At 55.3% G+C, this 20540-nt stretch carries 22 protein-coding genes; 13 read left to right on the plus strand and 9 right to left on the minus strand.

Going from position 1 to position 20540, the window contains the following annotated elements:
• The first annotated feature begins 3 nt into the window (after positions 1-3).
• Positions 4-579, plus strand: coding sequence for a hypothetical protein (locus tag AC2TAD_RS00625; protein WP_170354131.1), 576 nt, complete (start codon positions 4-6; stop codon positions 577-579).
• Between the two features lie 3 nt (positions 580-582).
• On the opposite strand, the gene mnmA is transcribed toward AC2TAD_RS00625, so the two are convergent.
• Entirely contained in the window at positions 583-1728 is a 1146-nt protein-coding gene (gene mnmA / locus AC2TAD_RS00630; RefSeq protein ID WP_170751143.1) for a tRNA 2-thiouridine(34) synthase MnmA, read from the minus strand.
• A 128-nt stretch (positions 1729-1856) separates the two neighbouring features.
• On the opposite strand from mnmA, the gene sciP reads away from it, so the two are divergent.
• From sciP to AC2TAD_RS00655, 5 genes are all read left to right on the plus strand, one after another.
• Positions 1857-2150: a CtrA inhibitor SciP gene (sciP, locus tag AC2TAD_RS00635; RefSeq protein ID WP_480865492.1), complete on the plus strand. Its 294-nt coding sequence runs from the start codon at positions 1857-1859 to the stop codon at positions 2148-2150.
• 82 nt (positions 2151-2232) lie between these two features.
• Entirely contained in the window at positions 2233-2949 is a 717-nt protein-coding gene (ctrA, locus tag AC2TAD_RS00640) for a response regulator transcription factor CtrA (protein ID WP_170354134.1), read from the plus strand.
• 124 nt (positions 2950-3073) lie between these two features.
• Positions 3074-5200, plus strand: coding sequence for an NAD-dependent DNA ligase LigA (ligA, locus tag AC2TAD_RS00645; RefSeq protein WP_480865494.1), 2127 nt, complete (start codon positions 3074-3076; stop codon positions 5198-5200).
• Complete coding sequence (gene recG / locus AC2TAD_RS00650; protein ID WP_480865495.1) at positions 5197-7287, plus strand: ATP-dependent DNA helicase RecG; 2091 nt, start codon at positions 5197-5199, stop codon at positions 7285-7287. Before ligA ends, recG begins: the two co-directional genes overlap by 4 nt.
• Positions 7288-7388: 101 nt before the next feature.
• Entirely contained in the window at positions 7389-7511 is a 123-nt protein-coding gene (locus AC2TAD_RS00655) for a hypothetical protein (protein WP_280635687.1), read from the plus strand.
• Positions 7512-7695: 184 nt separating this feature from the next.
• Here AC2TAD_RS00655 and AC2TAD_RS00660 read toward each other — a convergent pair whose 3' ends face one another.
• Both AC2TAD_RS00660 and AC2TAD_RS00665 read right to left on the minus strand, forming a co-directional pair.
• Positions 7696-8334, minus strand: a complete 639-nt coding sequence (locus tag AC2TAD_RS00660) for a MarC family protein (RefSeq protein ID WP_170751151.1) — start codon at positions 8332-8334, stop codon at positions 7696-7698.
• 58 nt (positions 8335-8392) lie between these two features.
• Positions 8393-8845: an iron-sulfur cluster assembly scaffold protein gene (locus AC2TAD_RS00665; RefSeq protein ID WP_480865496.1), complete on the minus strand. Its 453-nt coding sequence runs from the start codon at positions 8843-8845 to the stop codon at positions 8393-8395.
• A 48-nt stretch (positions 8846-8893) separates the two neighbouring features.
• Here AC2TAD_RS00665 and hisI point away from each other — a divergent pair, with 48 nt between their 5' ends.
• Positions 8894-9283: a phosphoribosyl-AMP cyclohydrolase gene (gene hisI, locus AC2TAD_RS00670; RefSeq protein WP_480865497.1), complete on the plus strand. Its 390-nt coding sequence runs from the start codon at positions 8894-8896 to the stop codon at positions 9281-9283.
• Here hisI and gluQRS read toward each other — a convergent pair.
• From gluQRS to AC2TAD_RS00690, 4 genes are all read right to left on the minus strand, one after another.
• A complete protein-coding gene (gluQRS, locus tag AC2TAD_RS00675) occupies positions 9269-10147 on the minus strand; it encodes a tRNA glutamyl-Q(34) synthetase GluQRS (protein WP_480865498.1) in 879 nt (292 codons plus the stop codon). The genes hisI and gluQRS overlap by 15 nt on opposite strands.
• Entirely contained in the window at positions 10144-10758 is a 615-nt protein-coding gene (locus tag AC2TAD_RS00680; protein ID WP_480865500.1) for a class I SAM-dependent DNA methyltransferase, read from the minus strand. The genes gluQRS and AC2TAD_RS00680 overlap by 4 nt, the downstream gene beginning before the upstream one ends.
• Before the next feature lie 37 nt (positions 10759-10795).
• Complete coding sequence (trmFO, locus tag AC2TAD_RS00685) at positions 10796-12136, minus strand: methylenetetrahydrofolate--tRNA-(uracil(54)-C(5))-methyltransferase (FADH(2)-oxidizing) TrmFO (protein ID WP_480865501.1); 1341 nt, start codon at positions 12134-12136, stop codon at positions 10796-10798.
• A 257-nt stretch (positions 12137-12393) separates the two neighbouring features.
• Positions 12394-13179, minus strand: a complete 786-nt coding sequence (locus AC2TAD_RS00690; RefSeq protein WP_480865503.1) for an enoyl-CoA hydratase — start codon at positions 13177-13179, stop codon at positions 12394-12396.
• A gap of 58 nt (positions 13180-13237) precedes the next feature.
• Here AC2TAD_RS00690 and AC2TAD_RS00695 point away from each other — a divergent pair, with 58 nt between their 5' ends.
• Positions 13238-13681, plus strand: coding sequence for a PaaI family thioesterase (locus AC2TAD_RS00695; RefSeq protein ID WP_480865504.1), 444 nt, complete (start codon positions 13238-13240; stop codon positions 13679-13681).
• A gap of 57 nt (positions 13682-13738) precedes the next feature.
• Here AC2TAD_RS00695 and AC2TAD_RS00700 read toward each other — a convergent pair whose 3' ends face one another.
• Positions 13739-13966, minus strand: a complete 228-nt coding sequence (locus tag AC2TAD_RS00700; RefSeq protein WP_170751163.1) for a DUF1127 domain-containing protein — start codon at positions 13964-13966, stop codon at positions 13739-13741.
• A 99-nt stretch (positions 13967-14065) separates the two neighbouring features.
• Between AC2TAD_RS00700 and AC2TAD_RS00705 the strand changes: the two genes are divergently transcribed.
• The 3 genes from AC2TAD_RS00705 (at position 14066) to rpsI (ending at position 16582) form a co-directional block, all read left to right on the plus strand.
• Positions 14066-15469 (plus strand): aminotransferase-like domain-containing protein, encoded by a 1404-nt coding sequence (locus tag AC2TAD_RS00705; RefSeq protein WP_480865505.1) that lies wholly within the window; start codon positions 14066-14068, stop codon positions 15467-15469.
• Between the two features lie 162 nt (positions 15470-15631).
• Complete coding sequence (rplM, locus tag AC2TAD_RS00710) at positions 15632-16090, plus strand: 50S ribosomal protein L13 (RefSeq protein ID WP_170354147.1); 459 nt, start codon at positions 15632-15634, stop codon at positions 16088-16090.
• Between the two features lie 6 nt (positions 16091-16096).
• On the plus strand, positions 16097-16582 hold the full coding sequence (rpsI, locus tag AC2TAD_RS00715) for a 30S ribosomal protein S9 (protein ID WP_170388395.1): 486 nt from the start codon (positions 16097-16099) through the stop codon (positions 16580-16582).
• 294 nt (positions 16583-16876) lie between these two features.
• Here rpsI and mepK read toward each other — a convergent pair whose 3' ends face one another.
• The gene (gene mepK, locus AC2TAD_RS00720) at positions 16877-17446 is read right to left on the minus strand and encodes a peptidoglycan L,D-endopeptidase MepK (RefSeq protein ID WP_170354148.1); all 570 of its coding nucleotides are present in this window, start codon (positions 17444-17446) and stop codon (positions 16877-16879) included.
• A 356-nt stretch (positions 17447-17802) separates the two neighbouring features.
• On the opposite strand from mepK, the gene AC2TAD_RS00725 reads away from it, so the two are divergent.
• Both AC2TAD_RS00725 and lpxD read left to right on the plus strand, forming a co-directional pair.
• Positions 17803-19404: a L,D-transpeptidase family protein gene (locus AC2TAD_RS00725; protein WP_480865506.1), complete on the plus strand. Its 1602-nt coding sequence runs from the start codon at positions 17803-17805 to the stop codon at positions 19402-19404.
• Between the two features lie 33 nt (positions 19405-19437).
• Positions 19438-20529 (plus strand): UDP-3-O-(3-hydroxymyristoyl)glucosamine N-acyltransferase, encoded by a 1092-nt coding sequence (gene lpxD / locus AC2TAD_RS00730; protein ID WP_480865508.1) that lies wholly within the window; start codon positions 19438-19440, stop codon positions 20527-20529.
• Positions 20530-20540: the final 11 nt, after the last annotated feature.

Here is a 20540-nt window from a genome sequence, read left to right on the forward strand (position 1 = left end):
CCGATGCTAGAGCATCTGCTATTCGCAATTTCCGCGGCTTTGGTCACAGTGTCGACCAATCTGGACAATCTGGCGGTATTACTTGGTCTGATCGTGGTGGTCAGCGCCCGTCGCGCTGCGATGGGCTTTATCATCGCCCAACTCGGTATTCTGATCGTGTCGCTCGCCATTGCCAGCGGGCTGAGCCAAACTGGCATACTGTCGTGGATCGGCTATCTGGGCGTCATTCCCTTGGTTTTGGGCCTGCGCGGTCTCTGGCGGCAATTCACCCTACACGGCTCGACTGAGACGCAGGATTACAGCCACGTCTCGTCGATTATTGCCCTGTTCCTCAGCCTGTCCATCGACACATTGGCTGCAATGACCCCGTTACTTGCCGATTCAACCACGACGTTTCGACTTGCTGCCTTGATCGGAGCGGTTGTCGCCATTTTGGGGGTTTCCGCAATCGCCGTGATAGGGGCGCCGCATGCTCAAAGCCTTGCGCCACGTTTCGCACGGCTAGAGAGGATCACACCCTATGTCATGATCTTGGTCGGTCTCTATATTTTGCTTAACACGCCAACCGACGTGCTTTAGCAATCAGTACCCACGCCAGATCCAACCGCCGCCGAAAATACGGCTTCCTTCAGACGCATAAAACACACAGGCTTGCCCCGGCGAGACACCTTCTTCGGGGGTCAGCAACTCGACCTCGGCCGTCGTGTCCGAAAGCGGGCGGAGGATCGCTTCGCGCGGGGGACGGGTTGAGCGGACTTTGACCTTTAGGTGCCATTCGTCGCGCGAGGTAAAGGGCTCATCCCCCAGCCAGTTGATCTCGCGCACGGGGATGGTGCGGGTGGCCAGCATTTCTTTTGGACCAACGACGACCTGCTTTTTATCCACGTCCAGCTTGACCACATAAAGCGGCTCAGTCAGACCACCAATACCCAGACCGCGGCGCTGCCCGATCGTATAATGGATCACACCGTCATGCTGCGCCAACACGCGGCCATCGGCATGAACAATCTCGCCGGGTTCAGCCGCACCCGGGCGCAGCTTTTCGATGACGCTTGCGTAATTGCCGTTGGGCACAAAGCAGATGTCCTGACTGTCGGGCTTATCCGCTACTGCCAGCCCATATTGCGCAGCCATTTCACGTGTGGCGTCCTTGGACGGCAAGTGTCCCAAGGGAAAGCGAAGAAACGACAACTGTTCGGGTGTGGTCGAGAACAGGAAATAGGACTGATCGCGGTTCGCATCCTCGGCGCTGTGCAACTCGGGACCGTTGGGGCCCATCTTGCGCTGAATATAGTGACCGGTGGCCATGCAGTCGGCTTCAAGGTCCTTGGCGGTTTCCAGCAGGTCCTTAAACTTCACCCGCTCATTGCAACGGATGCAGGGCACCGGGGTGGCACCGGCCAAATAACTGTCGGCGAATTCGTCAATCACCGCGTCCTTGAAGATGTTCTCATAGTCCAGGACGTAGTGGGGAAAGCCACGTTCTTCCGCCACACGCCGCGCATCGTGGATGTCGATACCCGCACAGCAGGCGCCTTTCTTGGCCAAGGCCGCGCCATGGTCATAGAGCTGCAAGGTGACGCCGACCACGTCATAGCCCTGATCGGCCAGATGCGCTGCCACAACGGAACTGTCCACGCCACCTGACATAGCGACAACCACCCGCGTTTCCGAGGGCGGTTTGGCAAAGCCAAGCGAGTTTAGCGGTGTCTCGGTATCGAGGGCCATGACGATTCCAGTGCGGGTTAAGAAAGACCGGCAGAATATAGGAAAATTCTACACACTCTCAAGGGGCGGTTTCACCGCACATTAAGTAGGGTGGTGTCAGCTTTGTCGCAGCAGAAAAGGTTGGAAAGATGTATTTGCACAAAGTTGAAGGGCCACGCTCCGTAACCCTGCCGGATGGAACGGTTTTATCCAGATCGGACCTACCTCCGGAAACCACCACACGTTGGGTGGCGTCGCGAAAGGTGATTGTTGTACGTGGCGTCCTTTATGGGTTGATCACCTTGGCCGATGCCAAAAAACGCTATGGGCTTAGTGATGAAGAATTCAATTCGTGGGTTTCCGCGGTCGCAGAACACGGAACAGAAGCTTTGAAGGCGACCGCATTAAAAAAATGTCGACAACCTAAAGATGAAAGTAAATAAATGATTCAACGGTAACGTCAGATTAACCATTTTTGAGCAGGTTTGATTTGAATTGGTAAATTGAACCGAATTGGAGCAGTAAATGCGTATACTTCTTGTCGAGGATGATCCCACAACATCGAAGAGCATCGAGTTGATGCTGACCCACGCGAACCTGAATGTCTATGCGACGGATCTGGGCGAAGAGGGGATCGATCTGGCCAAGCTTTACGATTATGATCTGATTTTGCTGGACCTGAACCTACCGGACATGAATGGCCATGAAGTCTTGCGGCAGTTGCGCATTGCGCGGGTGGAAACGCCTATTCTAATCCTCTCGGGTGCCGACGATACCGAAAGCAAAATCAAAGGCTTCGGATTTGGTGCTGACGACTATATGACCAAGCCATTCCATCGGGAAGAACTGGTGGCCCGTATCCACGCGATCATCCGGCGCTCAAAAGGGCATTCGCAATCCGTTATCCATACAGGACGTGTCGCCGTTAACCTGGATGCGAAAACGGTAGAGGTCGAGGGGCAAACCGTTCACCTGACAGGCAAAGAGTACCAAATGCTGGAGCTTCTGAGCCTTCGTAAAGGCACGACGTTAACCAAGGAGATGTTCCTGAACCATCTGTACGGCGGAATGGACGAGCCGGAACTTAAGATTATTGACGTCTTCATCTGCAAACTCCGCAAAAAGCTGAGCAATGCAACCGGCGGAGAAAATTACATCGAAACCGTCTGGGGCAGGGGTTATGTGCTTCGCGATCCGCAAAGCAACAGTATGGATGACCGCCGACTTGCCGTCGGGGCCTGACTTTTTCCAAAACAACAGCCGCTTTGGTCCGTGGCGGCCTGCTCACTCACTGAACAGCACATCTGGACCTGACCATGGCCTCGCCCTATCACTGAGGTCCAAGAAGACGTGACGGGGCGAGGCCATGAGCAATTCAATTCCGGTTTCAGAGCTGACAGAAGGTCAGGCGCAGGCAGAGCTTGCGCGGTTGGCAGAGCTGATTGCACAGGCAAACCAAAAATATCATGCAGAAGATGCACCGGATATTTCCGATGCGGAATACGACGCGCTCAAAGCAAAAAACTCTGCCATTGAGCAGAGGTTCCCACATCTAAAACGTTCCGACAGCCCATCAGAGCAAGTCGGTGCGCGCCCGGCTGATGGATTCTCAAAGGTGACACATGCGGTTCGCATGATGTCCCTTGGAAATGCCTTCGAAGACGGGGATGTCGCTGATTTTACACGCTCGATTCGGAAATATCTAGGACTCGACGATGCTGTACCCGTGGCATTTACTGCCGAACCGAAGATCGACGGGTTATCGTTATCATTGCGCTACGAGAATGGGGAATTGGTTCAGGCGGCGACGCGTGGCGACGGCGAGGTTGGTGAAAATGTTACGGCCAATGCGCGTACTATTGCAGACATTCCGCATGTTCTAAAAAATGCACCAGAGATTCTGGAGGTACGCGGCGAAGTTTACATGTCGCACGCTGATTTTGACGCTCTGAATGCACGGCAGTCCGAGGCAGGGGACAAGACTTTTGCCAATCCTCGGAACGCGGCCGCCGGGTCTCTCAGGCAGTTGGATGCATCGATCACGCGCGCACGACCGTTGCGGTTTTTTGCTTATGCGTGGGGCGATCTATCTCAACCTTTGGCGACGACGCAGATGGCGGCGATTGAGCAACTGGCCGCTTACGGTTTTTCAACAAACCGATTGACCGCGTTATGCGACACAACCCGGCAGATGCTGGACCACTATCGCGATATCGAGGCTCAGAGATCGACTTTAGGCTACGACATTGACGGAGTTGTCTACAAGGTAAACGACCTCTCGCTGCAAGCGCGTCTTGGGTTCAGATCCACCACACCAAGATGGGCAATTGCGCATAAGTTTCCGGCGGAACTTGCTTGGACCCGGTTAGAGGCTATCGATATTCAGGTTGGACGCACAGGAGCGCTTAGCCCCGTTGCCCGGCTGCATCCGGTCACCGTGGGCGGCGTGGTCGTGTCCAATGCGACCTTGCACAATGAAGACTATATCGCTGGGCGTGATGCCAAAGGCGGGACAATTCGCGACGGCAAGGATATTCGCGTCGGAGATTGGGTTCAGGTCTATCGCGCTGGGGACGTCATTCCAAAAGTGGCCGACGTTGATATAGCTAAACGACCAGCCAGCGCGGAAAAATTCATCTTCCCGACACGATGCCCCGAGTGCGACAGTGATGCAGTGCGTGAGGAAGGGGATGCCGTCCGGCGCTGCACAGGTGGAATCGTTTGTCCCGCGCAGGCCGTGGAAAAATTGAAACATTTTGTATCTCGCAAGGCGTTCGATATCGAGGGGTTGGGCGCCAAGCAAATAGAAATGTTCTATGATGACCCGGATCTGCCGATCAAAACTCCGGTCGATATCTTTACATTGCAACTGCGGGATTCTGCGAACCTTAACAAGCTGGCAAACAGAAAGGGTTGGGGCGCACAAAGCGTCGGTAACCTGTGGGACGCCATTGATGAAAAGCGGCGCATTCCGTTTGGTCGCCTGCTATTTGCACTCGGCATCCGACATATGGGAGAGGCCGCCTCGAACCTTGTGGCGAACCATTATGGCGCTTGGGATGAGTTCGAAGTTGCAATCACGGCAGCCAGCAGCTTTGACGGGCCTGAGTGGGAAGACCTGTTGGCCATTGATGGCGTGGGTGAGGTCATGGCCAGGGCTCTGGTCTCGGCTTTCGCGCAAGTGGCAGAACGTGAAACGATTGATTCACTCGTTGCTCAGCTGGACGTTGAGGATGCAAAACGCCCCGATACAAGTGGCAGCCCCGTCGACGGGAAAACTGTCGTTTTCACAGGGACATTGGAAAAAATGACCCGAGCCGAGGCCAAGGCCCGGGCAGAGGCATTGGGTGCCAAAGTATCTGGGTCTGTCAGTAAAAAGACCGATATTCTTGTGGCGGGACCAGGAGCCGGATCGAAGGCACAGAAAGCTGCCGAACTTGGCATTCAGACCCTTGATGAAGATGGCTGGTTGCAACTGATTGGTTCGGCATGAGTGGTCGTCCTGAACTTCTGTTTCCCCTATTTGCCCGGTTGGAAACTTTAGACGGCGTCGGCCCCAAAATTGCGCAAAATCTCACGCAATCTGGTGTCGAAACTCCGCGCGATGTTCTATTCGGGCTGCCTTATGCGGTTGTCGACCGGCGTAGAAGGAACACGATTCAGGGTGTCGATCTGCCATCTACACTGACGGTTGAGGTAACCATTGGTGTGCACCGCCCATCGCGCAACAAGGGCGGTGCTTACCGCATCCATGTCGAGGATGCGCAAACGGAATTCCAGTTGGTCTTTTTCCATGCACGTGGCGATTACCTCAAAAAGATGCTTCCTGAGGGGGCGCGCAGGATCATTTCGGGTAAGTTGGAGTTGTTTGATGGAATGGCTCAGATGGTTCATCCCGACCATATCCTGCCCATCGAAAGCGCTGGTGACATCCCCGAATTCGAACCGGTGTATCATTTGACGCAAGGCGTGACGCAAAAAGTCGCGTTCAAGGCGACCCGTAGTGCTTTGTCCCGCGCTCCCGCTTTGGACGAGTGGATCGACCCGGCTCAGGTGGGACAGCAGGAGTGGCCAAGTTGGATCGATGCAATAACAGCCGCGCATGGACCGAACGGGGCCGACGATGTGTCCGCGCATGCTCCCGCGCGGCAAAGGCTGGCTTATGATGAGCTGTTTGCGCATCAGGTAACACTGGCACTGGCACGGCAACGCGAACGCAAGGCCCGCGGTATAGTGAGCATCGGCACAGGGCGATTACAATCCAAGGTCCTGCAAAACCTGCCATACACTCCGACTGGTGCGCAGATGCGGGCGATCAACGAAATCACGGCCGATATGGCCTCTGATGCGCGTATGAACAGATTGCTGCAAGGCGATGTCGGGGCCGGGAAGACACTGGTGGCGTTCATGGCGTTGTTGGTTGCCGTCGAAGCCGGTGGTCAGGGTGTCATGATGGCACCGACTGAAATCTTGGCGCGACAGCATCTGGAAGGCTTGCGCCCGCTGGCCGAACAGGCTGGTATCGTGCTTGAAATCCTGACCGGACGCGACAAAGGGACTGAGCGGCGCGCCAAGTTGGCGGCGCTGCAACAGGGGAACATTCATATCCTTGTTGGTACACATGCGGTGTTTCAAAGTGATGTAGAGTTCAACGCGCTGCGGTTGGCGATTGTGGATGAACAGCACAGGTTTGGGGTGCGTCAGCGAATGGAACTCTCTGAGAAAGGGAAGGGCGCGGATGTATTGGTCATGACGGCCACCCCTATCCCCCGCAGCCTTGCTTTGGCGCAATATGGCGACATGGACGTTTCGGTTCTTGACGAAAAACCACCGGGTCGAAAGCCCATCAAAACCGCCATCGTCAGCACCGATCGGATGGAGGAAGTTGTCAGCCATCTGCGCCGTGCCATCGACGAAGGTCGTCAATGCTATTGGGTTTGTCCATTGGTAGACGAATCCGAGGTCTCAGATCTGACTGCGGCTGAAGAAAGGTTCAGGCGGCTGCGCGCCATATTGGGTGAAGATGTGGTCGGTTTGGTACATGGCCAGATGCCCGCTGCCGAAAAAGACGCCGCGATGAAAACCTTTCAAGAGGGTCACACCAAAGTTCTTGTGGCGACGACAGTTATCGAAGTCGGGGTGAATGTCCCGAACGCCTCCATCATGGTGATCGAGCGCGCGGAAATTTTTGGACTCGCCCAGCTACATCAGTTGCGGGGTCGAGTCGGGCGAGGAGAGGCGGATTCGACTTGCTTGTTGATGTACCAAGCGCCGCTGAGCGACGGGGGACGCAAGCGGCTAGAGGTACTGCGCGAGACAGAAGATGGGTTTCGAATCTCCGAGACCGATCTGCAAATGCGCGGCGCCGGTGATCTGATCGGCACGGCGCAGTCTGGTCTGCCTAAGTTCAGAATTGCCGATCTTGAGCGGCAAGCCGGGTTGATGGCGATCGCCCAAAGCGATGCCCGGAATTTACTGGGTAAGGATCCAAAACTTACGACAAAACGGGGCAAAGCCGTTCGCGTTCTATTGTGGTTAATGAAGCAGGATGAAGCGATCCGTTTAATTTCAGTGGGTTAACAACAAAGTTCGCAAATGTTCTCAAAAAGTTCTTTACCGACTCGGGGAAATATGAGAACAAAAGGTCAACAAAGGATTAAAACCCTGACCGGAGGTGACCCATGCTGACCCAGATCAAGACCGCGATAAGCCGCTCGCACACAACTTTACTGCAAGATGCGGTGGGTGCGGTGTCTTTGGTGGTCATGTTGATGGTCGCTCTTCACCTTCCTGCAGTGTTCTGACCCTTTCTGCCTGCGATCTCGTGCCGAATATCCCGCGCTGTCATCCCCATCTGAATCAAGGGTGACCTGCCTGTCCTAATTCCCTTGAAGGGCCATGCCTCGGCCCTGCGCGGACCTCCGGACCCCACATGAGACACGCACAGCCTGCCGCCGCCCTTTCCGCCCGGAAGGTGCGGCGGCTTTTTTATAGCTGACCGGTTTTCATGATTTCCAACATCGCCGACAGGACGGAATTCACCGCGACCGAAGCAAGTATCATGCCCATTACGCGGCTGATTATCGCTGCTCCGGAATGTCCGATCAGGCGAATAATAGGCTCGGCCAACAGCATCAGCACAAACGCGACCGCGACAACTGAAAGCATGACCAGCGCAGTGATGCCCTGATCCGCGGCACTGTAGCGGTTATTGTCGGTTAGAATGACAATAGCCAACATCGCGCCAGGCGAGGCCAAAGATGGAACTGCCAGAGGAAATATCGCGGGATTGTGCTGATGTAACTTGTCCTGCTCGTCGTCCTCGGCCGCTTTCTGTTCAACGTCTTGCTTACTTTCGCCGAATATCATTGTGAGTGCGAATAGAAACAGGATGATCCCTCCGGCCACTTGGAAGGAATTAAGGCCGATATCCAGCGCCTCAATCAACAACTGGCCAAAGACAAGAAAGAACAGCAGAACACCGGCACTGATAACTGACGCCAGCAGCGCCATTTTGCGCCGAGCCGCGGCCTCGAGCCCGGCGGTGACTGCGATGAAGACGGGAATAGTACCGATGGGATCAATAACGACCCAAAGCGTCACAAAGTGTTCGAGCAGATTATTCAAATCGGTCGCTCCGCTGATTTCACAGGAAGTTAGACCGGATCACAAGAAAACGCTACGCTTAGGCGCAATTGGCTTGTTCGGCCTGTTCCATTGCCTCGGCGGTGGCATCCAGCGCCAGTAAGATCGAGGCATGTCGGTTCTTATAGTCTCGCGCGGGCATCAGAACCTCAAGGGCATCAAATGGCGAGTCTGGGGCAGGGCCGTTTTGCTTCAACATTGCCGACAACTGATCGCGCGCAGTTTCGACCTGTGCCCGTGTGGCTCCGATAACGCCAGCTCCGACGACAGCAGCCGAGGCTTGGCCCAAAGCACACGCTTTAACATCCTGCCCGAATTCGGAGACGCGCCCATTCTCTAGCTTGACGTCAACCGTTACCGTTGACCCGCACAAAGGCGACCGTTTTTTCACTGTGGCATCCGGGTTTTCCAACCGATCCAGATGCGGAATATCGGAAGCCAAAGCAAGAATGCGGCCGGAGTAGAGCTTGATCAGGTCATTTTCGCCGGACATGGCTTTCCCTCATTGACTGTTCCCCATACATAGTCAGCATCCATCGGGATGCAAAAGGTTTTTACCATGACAGGAACAGTCGCCTTCGACCCTTCCACCTTAAAATACAACGAGGCCGGTTTAATCCCCGCCATTGCCCAGGACGAAAACTCGGGCGAGGTGTTGATGATGGCCTGGATGAACATGCAGGCGGTTGAAAAAACGCTGTCCTCCGGGCGCGTAACTTATTGGTCTCGATCCCGGCAATCCTTCTGGATCAAGGGCGAAAGCTCGGGCCATGTGCAGGAGTTGGTTGATTTTCGCGTCGACTGTGATCGGGATTGCCTGCTGGTCGTCGTGCGACAATCAGGACCGGCCTGCCACACGAACAGGCGCAGCTGTTTTTACACTGCAGTTCGTGACGGTGACGAGGTCGAGCTGATGTCACCGATGGTGTAGGCCCACCATCTCACGAATGTCTTCCGGGCTGGCTCCATCAGCCCGGTATTTGGAAATAGCGCGGGCATCATCCCGCTTGGCCAGTCTTTTACCGATATCGTCGCGGATCAGGCTGTGGTGGTGATAAGAGGGGCGCGGCAGCCCCAGAAGAATTTGTAGAAGAATATGGATTCGAGTTGCCTCGAACAGATCGCGCCCACGCACGACCCGCGTTACTCCCTGTTCGGCATCATCCAGAACCACCGATAGGTGATAAGACGTACCCATATCTCGGCGCGAGAGAACGACATCTCCAATCGTATTAACCAAATCTGCCCGGCTGAATGAAATTTGCCCGGTTTCACGGTTCGGTCCAAAGCCGGTTTCCAGGAAACTCATCTCGATTTCGGGGGGGACGACCCGACCGGCTTGTTCCATATCCAATCGCAGAGGAACCTTTCGCGGCATAGCACCCGTCCGAATGGCTGCGTTACGACAGGTTCCGGGATAGACAAGCCCGTCCGGCCCTAAGAGAGGAGCACCCTCCTGCGGTGCGCTGGCAGCTGCGGCGATATCCCTGCGGTTACATGTGCAAGGATACAGCAGGCCTTGCGACCAGAGGTCCTCAAGTGCTGCTTCATATACGTGCAGGCGTTCGCTCTGACGCAGAACCGGGCTTGGCCAGCTTAATCCAAGCCACTCAAGATCATCATAAATCTGATCTTCCCAATGCGTTCTAGAGCGGGATCGGTCGATATCTTCGATCCGCAACAGGAATACGCCTTGCTGATCCGTAGCCATATCGCTGGCCAGCAGTGCCGAATAGGCATGCCCAAGATGTAATGGGCCGGTCGGAGAAGGTGCAAACCTGGTTGTGAATGTCACGCTTTTTCAACAATGTAGACGTCGGATTGAAGGTCCATTCCAGGAAGGTGCGGACCATATTCGCGCAATAGCAGCCGCGCGGCCCCCATATCAAGCCAATCGTTCAGGCGGCATGTATAGGTGTGATCCTCAAGCGTATGATCATTAAAGGAGAATGCGAGTAGACCGCCTGTGGGCAAAGCATTCATCAGCATATCAAACGTCTCGGGCGGCGCGGCGCCTACACTTATTACACCGATTGCCGCGATGGCTTTGTAGCCTCCGACTTTCAACGGGTTTGGATCCGCGATATCAAAAGTGCTTAGGGTTCGGTAAACGCCTTTGGCCTTTGCGCCTTCTAGCATTTTCGGCGTTGGGTCGATGCCGTCAATCACCTGAAATCCGACAGCGTTCAGGGCCTCGCCAGACAGGCCAGTTCCACATCCATAATCCAGAATTGGCGTCTGAGGTTCGGGAAGCTTGGACCAGAGCGCCTCGGCCACGCGGCCGGGGGTTGCATACCCGTGCGCCTCGACTTCTGAATCATAGGATGAGGCCCATTTCTGATAGTGATCGCGCGTGGCCTCGGGCGTGTCGAGGCCATAGACGTCCTTTAGATAATCATCGCTCATATCACCATGTTAGGCTTCTTCAGCGTCACACGTCCAGTCAGCATTGGGTGAGCCAGTCAGTCCAAGCCGCCTTGGCGCGATCCGTATAAGCCTTGTAGCGATCTTTGCGCCCCCGACGTCCGCCCTTAAAACCGTCGACAGGACGGAACAGGCCGAAGTTCACGTTCATAGGCTGAAACGTCTTGGCGTCGGCCCCACCTGTGATGTGGTGGATCAGGGCCCCCATGGCGCTGTCCTGCGGAACGTCCGGAAGGGTGCGACCCAGCATCTCTGCTGCGGCGAGCCGTCCGGCCAACAACCCCATGGCTGCACTTTCGACATAACCTTCGACACCGGTGATCTGTCCCGCAAACCGGATATTAGGGCGTGATTTCAGACGCATCTGCTCATCCAAAAGGGTTGGAGAGTTGATGAACGTGTTGCGATGAATGCCGCCCAGACGGGCAAAACTGGCATTCTCAAGCCCGGGGATCATCCGAAAGACGTCCGTTTGCGCGCCGTATTTCATCTTGGTCTGGAAGCCGACGATGTTAAACAACGTCCCCAGCGCATTGTCCCGACGCAATTGTACAACCGCATGCGGCTTGACCTCGGGCTGATGCGGGTTGGTCAGACCGACCGGCTTCATCGGGCCATGGCGCAGCGTTTCCCGGCCACGCTCGGACATGACTTCGATCGGCAGACATCCATCGAAATAGCCCGCCGTTTCGCCCTCGTGGAATTCGGTCTTATCGGCAGCCAGCAGAGCGTCGATGAATGCCTCGTACTGGTCTCGGTCCATGGGGCAATTGAGATATGCGGTCCGCTCTTCCTCGGTCTCGCCCTTGTCATATCGCGACTGCATCCAGGCTTTGCTCATGTCGATACTGTCCGCGTAGACGATAGGAGCAATGGCATCGAAAAACGCCAGTGACTCGGCCCCTGTCTCAGAACGGATCGACTCGCTAAGCGCGGCCGAGGTCAGTGGACCGGTTGCAATGATCCAATGGCCGTCATCGGGCAGGGCAGTAACTTCTTCTCCGGTCACTTCGACACGTGGATGGGCGTGCAGCTTGTCTGTGACAGACTCGGCAAAAGGGTCGCGGTCCACGGCCAACGCTCCGCCCGCAGGCAAGCGATGAGTGTCTGCGGTTGTCATGATCAATCCGTTGGCTGCCCGCATTTCCCAATGCAACAGACCCACAGCGTTCTGCTCATCATCGTCGGACCGGAACGAGTTCGAACACACCATTTCGGCCAGATTTCCAGTCTGATGCGCAAAGGTGCCTACTTTGGGTCGCATTTCATGGATCACCACGTCAACGCCCATTTCCGCAGCCTGCCAGGCTGCCTCGGACCCGGCCATGCCGCCGCCCACGATATGCAATTTCTGTGTCATGCGCTGCCACATAGGGCACAGCACAAAGCAACGCAAACCCTCATGGGGCGGAACTCTTACATTTTCTGGGAAATTTTGGGGTCGCCGCTGCGGGAATGTCAACGCTGGTGAGAGAGACCAGCTCGGAGGGACCTTCCGCCTACGGCGACCCAAAATACGTAATTCGGCCTTAGCCTTGTCTCAGCATTGCCACAGTGTTGCCCTTTTGAAAAGTCCAAAAATGCGAACAGTGTATAAAATACTTAAGAACAATTGCGTTATTGCTGCCAATTTGGCGGTCTTTTTTCGATAAATGCTGATATTCCTTCCTCGGTATCCCGATGCAGCATATTCTGCGCCATTACCTCACCGGCATAGTCATAGGCTTTTTCGATTGGCATATCGAGTTGTTGGTAAAAAGCTTGTTTGCCGATCTTGACCGCCGACCCAAGCTTGTCTGCCAACTTTTCCGCCAGTGCCTGACTTTCGTGTTCAAGCAGCATTTCAGGGACGACGCGGTTGACCAGCCCAAGCTCTGTTGCGCGCTCAGCGGATATGAAATCGCCTGTGGTCAGCATTTCAAACGCCTTCTTTCGCGGAATGTTGCGACTGAGCGCCACCATCGGCGTCGAGCAGAACAGCCCGATATTTACCCCATTTACGCCAAACCTTGTGCCTTCGGCGGCGACGGCAAGATCGCAGGTGGCCACTAATTGGCACCCGGCCGCGGTCGCAATACCATGAACCTGCGCAATGACGGGTTGGGGTAGGGACTGGATCGACAACATCATTCGCGCGCATCTGGCAAAAAGATCCTGGAAATACGCTTTGCCTCCGTCTTCGCTCTGACGACCGGCAGTCATTTGTTTTAGGTCATGCCCTGCGCAGAACGCTTTGCCTTCGCCCGACAGGACAACAGCGCGGATCGTCTGGTCTTCGCGCAACGTGTCGAACTCATCCTGCAAGGCGGTCAGCATTTCGTCGCTCAGGGCATTAAGCCGCTCTGGTGCGTTCATTTTCAACCTTGCAACCGCACCCGTGTCGCGACGTTCCAGAATTCCCATCTTGCCCTCCGATCTGATGTGGGGCCAACTCTAGGTCGGCAAATCGAGGAGGGGAAGTATGTCATTGGTTCTGAACCGGGCAGAGTTAAGCGACTACATGCATCAGATCTTTCCGCAAGTTCATCGCGATTTCGTAGTCGAAGATCTGACCGAAGACAAAATCACCATGCGGCTGGTCGTTGAAGACCGTCATTTGCGGCCGGGGGGAACTGTGTCGGGTCCGTCGATGTTCGGTCTGGCGGATGTCTGCGTTTACGCGATTATTCTTGCACGCAAAGGCCGACAGTCTCTGGCTGTTACCACAGGTTGCTCGATGGATTTTATGCGCAAACCAGATGGAGCGCGGGACATGATCGCACATTGCACCTTGCTGAAACTTGGAAAAACTTTGGCCGTTGGTGATGTGCTGATGTTTTCGGAGGGCTCAGATAAACCTGTGGCCCGTGCGACAATGACTTATTCTCTGCCCCCAGAAGGCTCGGCTGCAGCAGCATTCGGATAAAAAATGGCCGGGTCAAGCCCGGCCAAGGAAGAGGTCCCAAATGGGACTGGGGATTTGCTACCCGTGCCAGAACGGGCGATTGATTTCGCGGTCGGCCTGATGGCGGGTCAACCCGACGTCACGCAGCAACCGATCATCCAGCTTTGACAAATTTACCCTGCTGCGGCGCTGTCGCTCCCACTTGGTGACAGTCGCCGCAAACCGCACGGCCAGCGATGCGATCAGCGGCAACCGAGGGCTGTCGTTCAGCAACAAAAGGGCAGGGGTGTGCATTGCGCGTGTCATCTTGGGTATCCTTTCAAATTGTATTGACACAAACGTAATATGTTCGGTATGTTTGATTGATACATTCCACATTGTATTAAAATCAAAGGAAGAATTGTAATGGATACAATTTGGCCGGAATCACTGCCGAAATCCAAAGGCCCCAAGTATACTCTGGTGGCCGATACAATTCGAAAAGCTATTGATAACAATTTACTGGAAGTCGGAGCCAAGTTGCCTCCGGTCCGGGAGCTGGCGTATCGGTTACAAATCACACCGGGCACTGTGGCGCGCGCCTATACTATTCTGACCGATGAGGGGTTGCTGCATGCCGAGGTGGGGCGTGGTACATTTGTCGCCCCTCCAAAATCGCCGATACTGGACGACGTTTGGGCACGGCAACTGCATTTGCGCGAGGACAAGTATAGCGCAAATGTCAGCCTGTTCAGCCCACGCTTAGCCGATGTGGGGCAAGTGGCCCTGATCCGCGAGTGCTTGCAAAAAGTTTCGCATGCGGATCCGGGATTGTTTCTGAACTACCCCACCCGAGATGCTTACAAACCCATGCGTCAGGCGGTGGTCGAGTGGTTGTCGGATCTGCCCTTGGGCGCATTGTCCCATGATGACATTGTACTTACGCACGGGGGGCAGAACGGCCTTTGCCTTGTCTTCCAAACCATCCTGCGAGGACCCAAGCCCATCGTTTTGGTGGAAGACTTGTCTTACGCGGGATTCCGCAGAGCCGGGGAACTCATGCGCTCTGAAGTGGTCGGCGTAAAGATGGACAAGTGGGGAATCGACCCCAGCGCAATGGAGCACGTTCTGCACCAGAACCCTGCCCAGGCTGTTTGCGTGTCACCTGAAGTGCAAAATCCCACCGGCGCGCATACGCCACTTGAGCGAAGGAAAGAGGTTGTCGAAATCGCGCGACGCTTTGATCTACAAATCATCGAGGATGATTGCTACCGAATGGGCGAAGCGCGTGAACCCAGCTATCGCGCTCTTGCACCAGAGCGGGGGTGGCACGTGTCCTCCATCTCCAAGACGCTGACGCCCGCGCTGCGTGTTGGTTTCGCTATTGCGCCGCGCGAACGAAGTGTAGATCTGCGTCGGTCGGCTGAATACGGTTATTTCGGTCTTGCGCAGCCGCTTGCCGAGTTAACTCGGTTAATGTTGTCCGACCCCCGCACGCGGCGCATTGCACGCGATGTTCGACTGAAAATGGGTGAATATGTTCGCGTGACTGTGAATGCTTTGGGAGGGTTTGACCTGAATTGGGCACCGGACGTGCCTTTTGTCTGGCTAAACCTGCCCTCCGGTTGGCGCGCCGCAGCGTTCAGTCGTGCGGCGGAGCGGGAAGGCATCCAACTGCGTTCGGCTGATGAATTTGCTTTACGGGATGGTCGTGCGCCGAACGCAGTGCGTATTGCAATGAACGGCCATGTCTCTTTGGAAAGGTTCGAGGACGCAATGCAACGCCTGCGCAACCTACTAGACAATCCGCCCGAGCAAATCAGCGTTTAGATTGGGGTAAAATAATACCTATTTTATAAGTTTCTGTTATTGCTTGATTTAAAAGACATTGCTGTTGTTGACCTGCGCCACACTCCCCTCTACATACGCTCCATCGAATTCGGACCGCTCTGACTTGGGGCGGTCTTTCACATCAAACAGGACTATCCTGCCATGAAAACCTTTTCTGCAACACCTGCAGACATCGACAAGAAATGGATCCTGATCGACGCTGAGGGCGTTGTTCTGGGCCGTCTTGCCTCGATCGTCGCCATGCGCCTGCGTGGCAAGCACAAAGCGTCGTTCACCCCGAACATGGACATGGGCGACAATGTCATCGTGATCAACGCTGACAAAATCCAGATGACCGGCAAGAAGCGCGAAGAGAACTTCTACTGGCACACTGGCCACCCGGGCGGCATCAAGTCGCGCACCAAACAGCAGATCCTGGAAGGTGCACACCCCGAGCGCGTCGTAACCCAAGCGGTCAAGCGCATGCTGCCGGGCAACCGTCTGGCGCGCAAGCAGATGACCAATCTGCGCGTTTACGCTGGTGCCGAGCATCCCCACGAGGCGCAAGCGCCCGAAGTTCTGGACGTGAAGTCCATGAACAAGAAAAACACCCGGAGCTAATGACCGATGGCTGATCAGATCAATACTCTCGAAGAGCTGAGCGCCGTCGCAGGCGTTGAAACCGTGGCTGAAGAAGTCATCGCGCGCGAGCCCGTCCGTGACGAGCTGGGCCGTTCCTACGCCACCGGCAAGCGTAAAGACGCTGTTGCCCGCGTTTGGATCAAGCCGGGTTCCGGTAAGGTTACCGTGAACGGCAAAGATCAGGACAAGTACTTTGCTCGCCCCGTTCTGCAGCTGATCCTGCGCCAACCGTTCCAGGTTGCCGGTGTGGAAGGTGAGTTCGACGTTGTTGCAACCGTCAAAGGCGGTGGCCTGACCGGTCAGGCCGGTGCGGTCAAGCACGGCATCTCGAAAGCGCTGCAACTGTACGATCCCTCGCTGCGTGGCGCTCTGAAAGCCGCTGGCTTCCTGACCCGCGACAGCCGCGTTGTGGAACGTAAGAAATACGGTAAGCGCAAAGCTCGTCGTTCGTTCCAGTTCTCGAAGCGTTAATCGTTTCGAACTCCGATTTCCGAACGGTCGCAAGAAATTGCGGCCGTTTTTTTGTCGAAACCTTTTGCGAGGTGTGGCCGGTTTTCGATGTGCAGATGACAGCACCCCCGCGCTGAATCATCGGCAAGTAACTTGTTTGTAGCGTCGAAAAAGGCGCAACGGGGCCGATTTTACGTCAACCAGAACAATTCAGGCCAAACACTTGGTCGGTATCTCGGTTGGATGACCCGGCAAAGACAAAGGCGCGAAAGAATCGCGCCTGCCAGCTAGAGAAGACATGGTCTTTAGCAGGTATCAACCGCCCCAGGACCTGACCTCGCCGCAATCCATATGAACAAAGTTCGAACGATAGTATTTACCGACACCGCCCGCACGGCATGAAATCGCAGCCTTCGCCATCTGCGAAACCGACCGAGAAGCAAGACGCAAATCTGCAGCCTGGCCTTTCATGTGAAGGGAGTTCTTTGCCACGCGACGCGAGCGAGACCGCAGCATAGCATTTGTCTGTGGCGACCGGTATCCCGACAGCAGCATATAAGGTTCGTTTGCGTCCAGCAGATTATGCGAAGCGGCCATGATGTCGATAGTGCGCAGGTCCATGTCTTTGACTTGGTCCGTCCGCCAGTCACGCATGAAGTGGTTCACTTCTTTGACAGCGTCCTTGATGTACTTGCCATCAACCCAATATATCATATCGATCCGCTCGCCTGTGCGACCGGAATACATACGGATACGACGAATATCGCCGCCACCGCGGAGGAAACCTGCTGCGTTTGAATATGTCGGTGCTGCAACCACTGCTGTTGCCGCAAATGCGCCCAATAGGGCCCGCCGGGTCATGCCCGAGGAACTGCTCGTAGTCATTTTATGTTTCGTCCCGTACTGTTCCTGCCTGCACACGATGTTACGCGCGCGTTCTTAATTTTTTCCCATCCCAGGTGGCGAATTTATGGCACAGTCGCGGAAGAGCGCCAAGAAGTCTTTCATATTCATCTTTTCAAGGGGGAATTTTCGGCAGTTTTTTGCGCAGATGACGCTTTTCTGTTTAAACTTAGGGCAGGTTACTTCGGTTTTTGGGTGTCCGATGCAAACGCGCATCACGCGGATAAAGAAGCGTCAAATTGAGGTATTTGTGAATGGACATAAGGTTATGAGGAAAACCATATTGTCTGAACGCGTCCAGTGCGACGCATAAGTCATTGTTTAGTCAAGGTCATCCCATGCGAACGTTTTTTCGTGCTTATACCGGTTTTGTAGTCGCGGCTTGTGTGACCGCATCTGTCAGCTTTGCGCATGCGGAACGTGCGCCTGCGACCAGCTTTCAAATGGCCGTTGCCGAGTTTGCACCTGCGGGATCTGGTATTGCGGACTTCTATCGAGAAACCGGGTTCGCGCCAATCTGGACAGGGACGTCGAAAGAACACCAAACGCGCCGCGCGCATTTAATGCGGGCATTGACTTCGGTACATTTACACGGGTTGCCGGAAGACAAATATGGCGCGCAGGGCCTTATGGCCAAAATGGAAAATGCTCGTTCTCTGCGCGAAATCGGCGCAATCGAGATCTCGTTGACCCGTGCTTTTGTTCGCTATGCAAATGACATGTACTCGGGGGCGTTGCGCCCTTCCGAAATTGACGACGGTCTGGTGCGTAAAGTCCAGAGAAGATCAACCAAAGATCATTTGCGCGGCGTCATTGCTGGCGGTGCGTCCTATATAGACGGTTTGCCGCCCCAGACTGCGCAATACCGCGCATTGATGAAGCAAAAGCTAGCCCTGCAGACATTGGTGGATCAGGGCGGATGGGGCGCTGGTGTGCCCATCGACAAGTTGGAATTCGGTGACACCGAGCCAAACGTCATCAAGCTGCGCAATCGGCTGATCACGATGGGATATATGAAACCGTCGGCAAGCCCCAAGTTTGACAAAGAACTACTTGCAGCAGTGAAGGCTTTCCAAACCGCGCATGGTCTCGCATCGGATGGGGTGGCCGGGCAGGGCACGATCACCGAGTTGAACCGAAGCGCGTCAGACCGTCTGAAATCCGTATATGTAGCGCTCGAACGCGAACGCTGGTTGCCCCGCGAGCGGGGAGAGCGTCATATCCTGGTAAATCAGGCGGATTTTTCCGCCAAAATTGTGGATGATGGGCTGGTAACCTTTGAAACCCGCGCTGTTATTGGCAAAAATGTTCACGATCGTCGGAGCCCGGAATTCTCGGATAAGATGGAGCATATGGTGATCAACCCCAGCTGGTATGTGCCGCGCTCGATCATCACCAAGGAATATTTACCGCAACTGCAATCCAACCCGAATGCAGTTAATCATATCCACATTACAGATCGCAGTGGTCGTCAGATCGATCGTGGAGCAGTTGATTTTTCGCAATACACGGCACGGAACTTCCCATTCGCGATGCGTCAACCCCCCAGCAAAAGCAATGCGTTGGGGTTGGTGAAGTTCATGTTCCCCAACCAGTACAACATCTACCTTCATGATACGCCGCAGAAAAGCCTGTTTGCCCGGGAAACGCGCGCGTTCTCGCATGGGTGCATCCGACTGGCCCAACCGTTCGAGTTTGCCTATGCGTTGCTGGCCAAGCAGGAAGAAGATCCCAAAGCATTCTTTCAACGTGTTTTGTCCACCGGTAAGGAAATAACTGTTCCGCTCAAACAGCATGTGCCGGTTCACTTGATTTACCGGACAGCCTATATCGGCCCGAAAGGGGATGTGCAGTATCGCCGTGACGTTTACGGCCGCGATCAGAAAATCTGGGAGGCTCTGCAGAAAGCAGGGGTAGCCCTGCCGGACGTTCAGGGGTAATCACCGGGTTATCCTTAATCCGGGGAACCCGACATGAACTATACCATCCAGCAGATTTCCGACGCTTTGGGCGCGACCTGCGAGGGCGACACATCGCTGACGATCCAACGCGCCGCGGAACCCGCAGATGCGGGCTCGAATGATCTGGCAATGGCAATGTCACCCAAATATGCCGAGGCACTTGGTGGCGGAGCGGCCCGTTCGGCGGTGTTGTGGGAAGGGGCCGATTGGCAGGCTTTGGGATTGTCCGCCGCGATCTTTGTTCCACGCCCTCGTATGGCCATGGCTGGTATTACTGCGATGTTGGATCGCGGGCAGGGGATTGACCCGGGCATTCACCCCTCAGCCGTTGTCGACCCGTCGGCAGAGCTAGGGGAAGATGTATCGGTTGGCCCTCTCGCAGTGATCGGAGCGCGAGCGAAGATCGGCGATGGTTCAGTGATTGGCAGCCATTGCGTCGTTGGTATGGACGCTGTTCTTGGCAAAAACGCCTTGCTGCGCGAGATGGTCAGCATAGGGGCCCGTGCTGTCATTGGGGACCGTTTTATCGCGCAACCAGGCGCACGGATTGGCGGGGACGGGTTCAGCTTTGTGACCCCCGAGGTCTCGGACGTCGAAAACGTACGCAAGACTATGGGCGACAAGGGCGATGCGCGCGCGCAAAGCTGGCTGCGCATCCACTCGCTTGGTGCCGTCGAGATTGGGGATGATGTCGAGGTCGGAGCGAATTGCACCGTGGACAATGGCACAATCCGGAACACCCGGATCGGCGATGGCTCCAAACTGGATAACCTTGTGCATGTCGGCCACAATACGCGGGTTGGTCGCGATTGCCTTCTGTGCGGTCAGACCGGCGTATCTGGATCGGTTGATATTGGAAATAATGTTGTTCTGGGCGGTCAGACCGGCGTTGCCGACAACATATTTATCGGTGACGGGGTGATTTCGGGCGGCGGTACAAAAATCTTGTCCAACGTACCAGCAGGCCGTGTGATCATGGGGTATCCGGGTATCAAGATGGAAACTCATACGGACGTATACAAAGCTCAACGGCGTTTGCCGCGCATGGCGCGTGACGTCGAGGCGCTGAAAAAGGCTGTTTTCAAACAGTCGCCGAGCGATTAAATCATCCTCAA

Source organism: Ruegeria sp. HKCCD7628 (genome assembly GCF_057221005.1).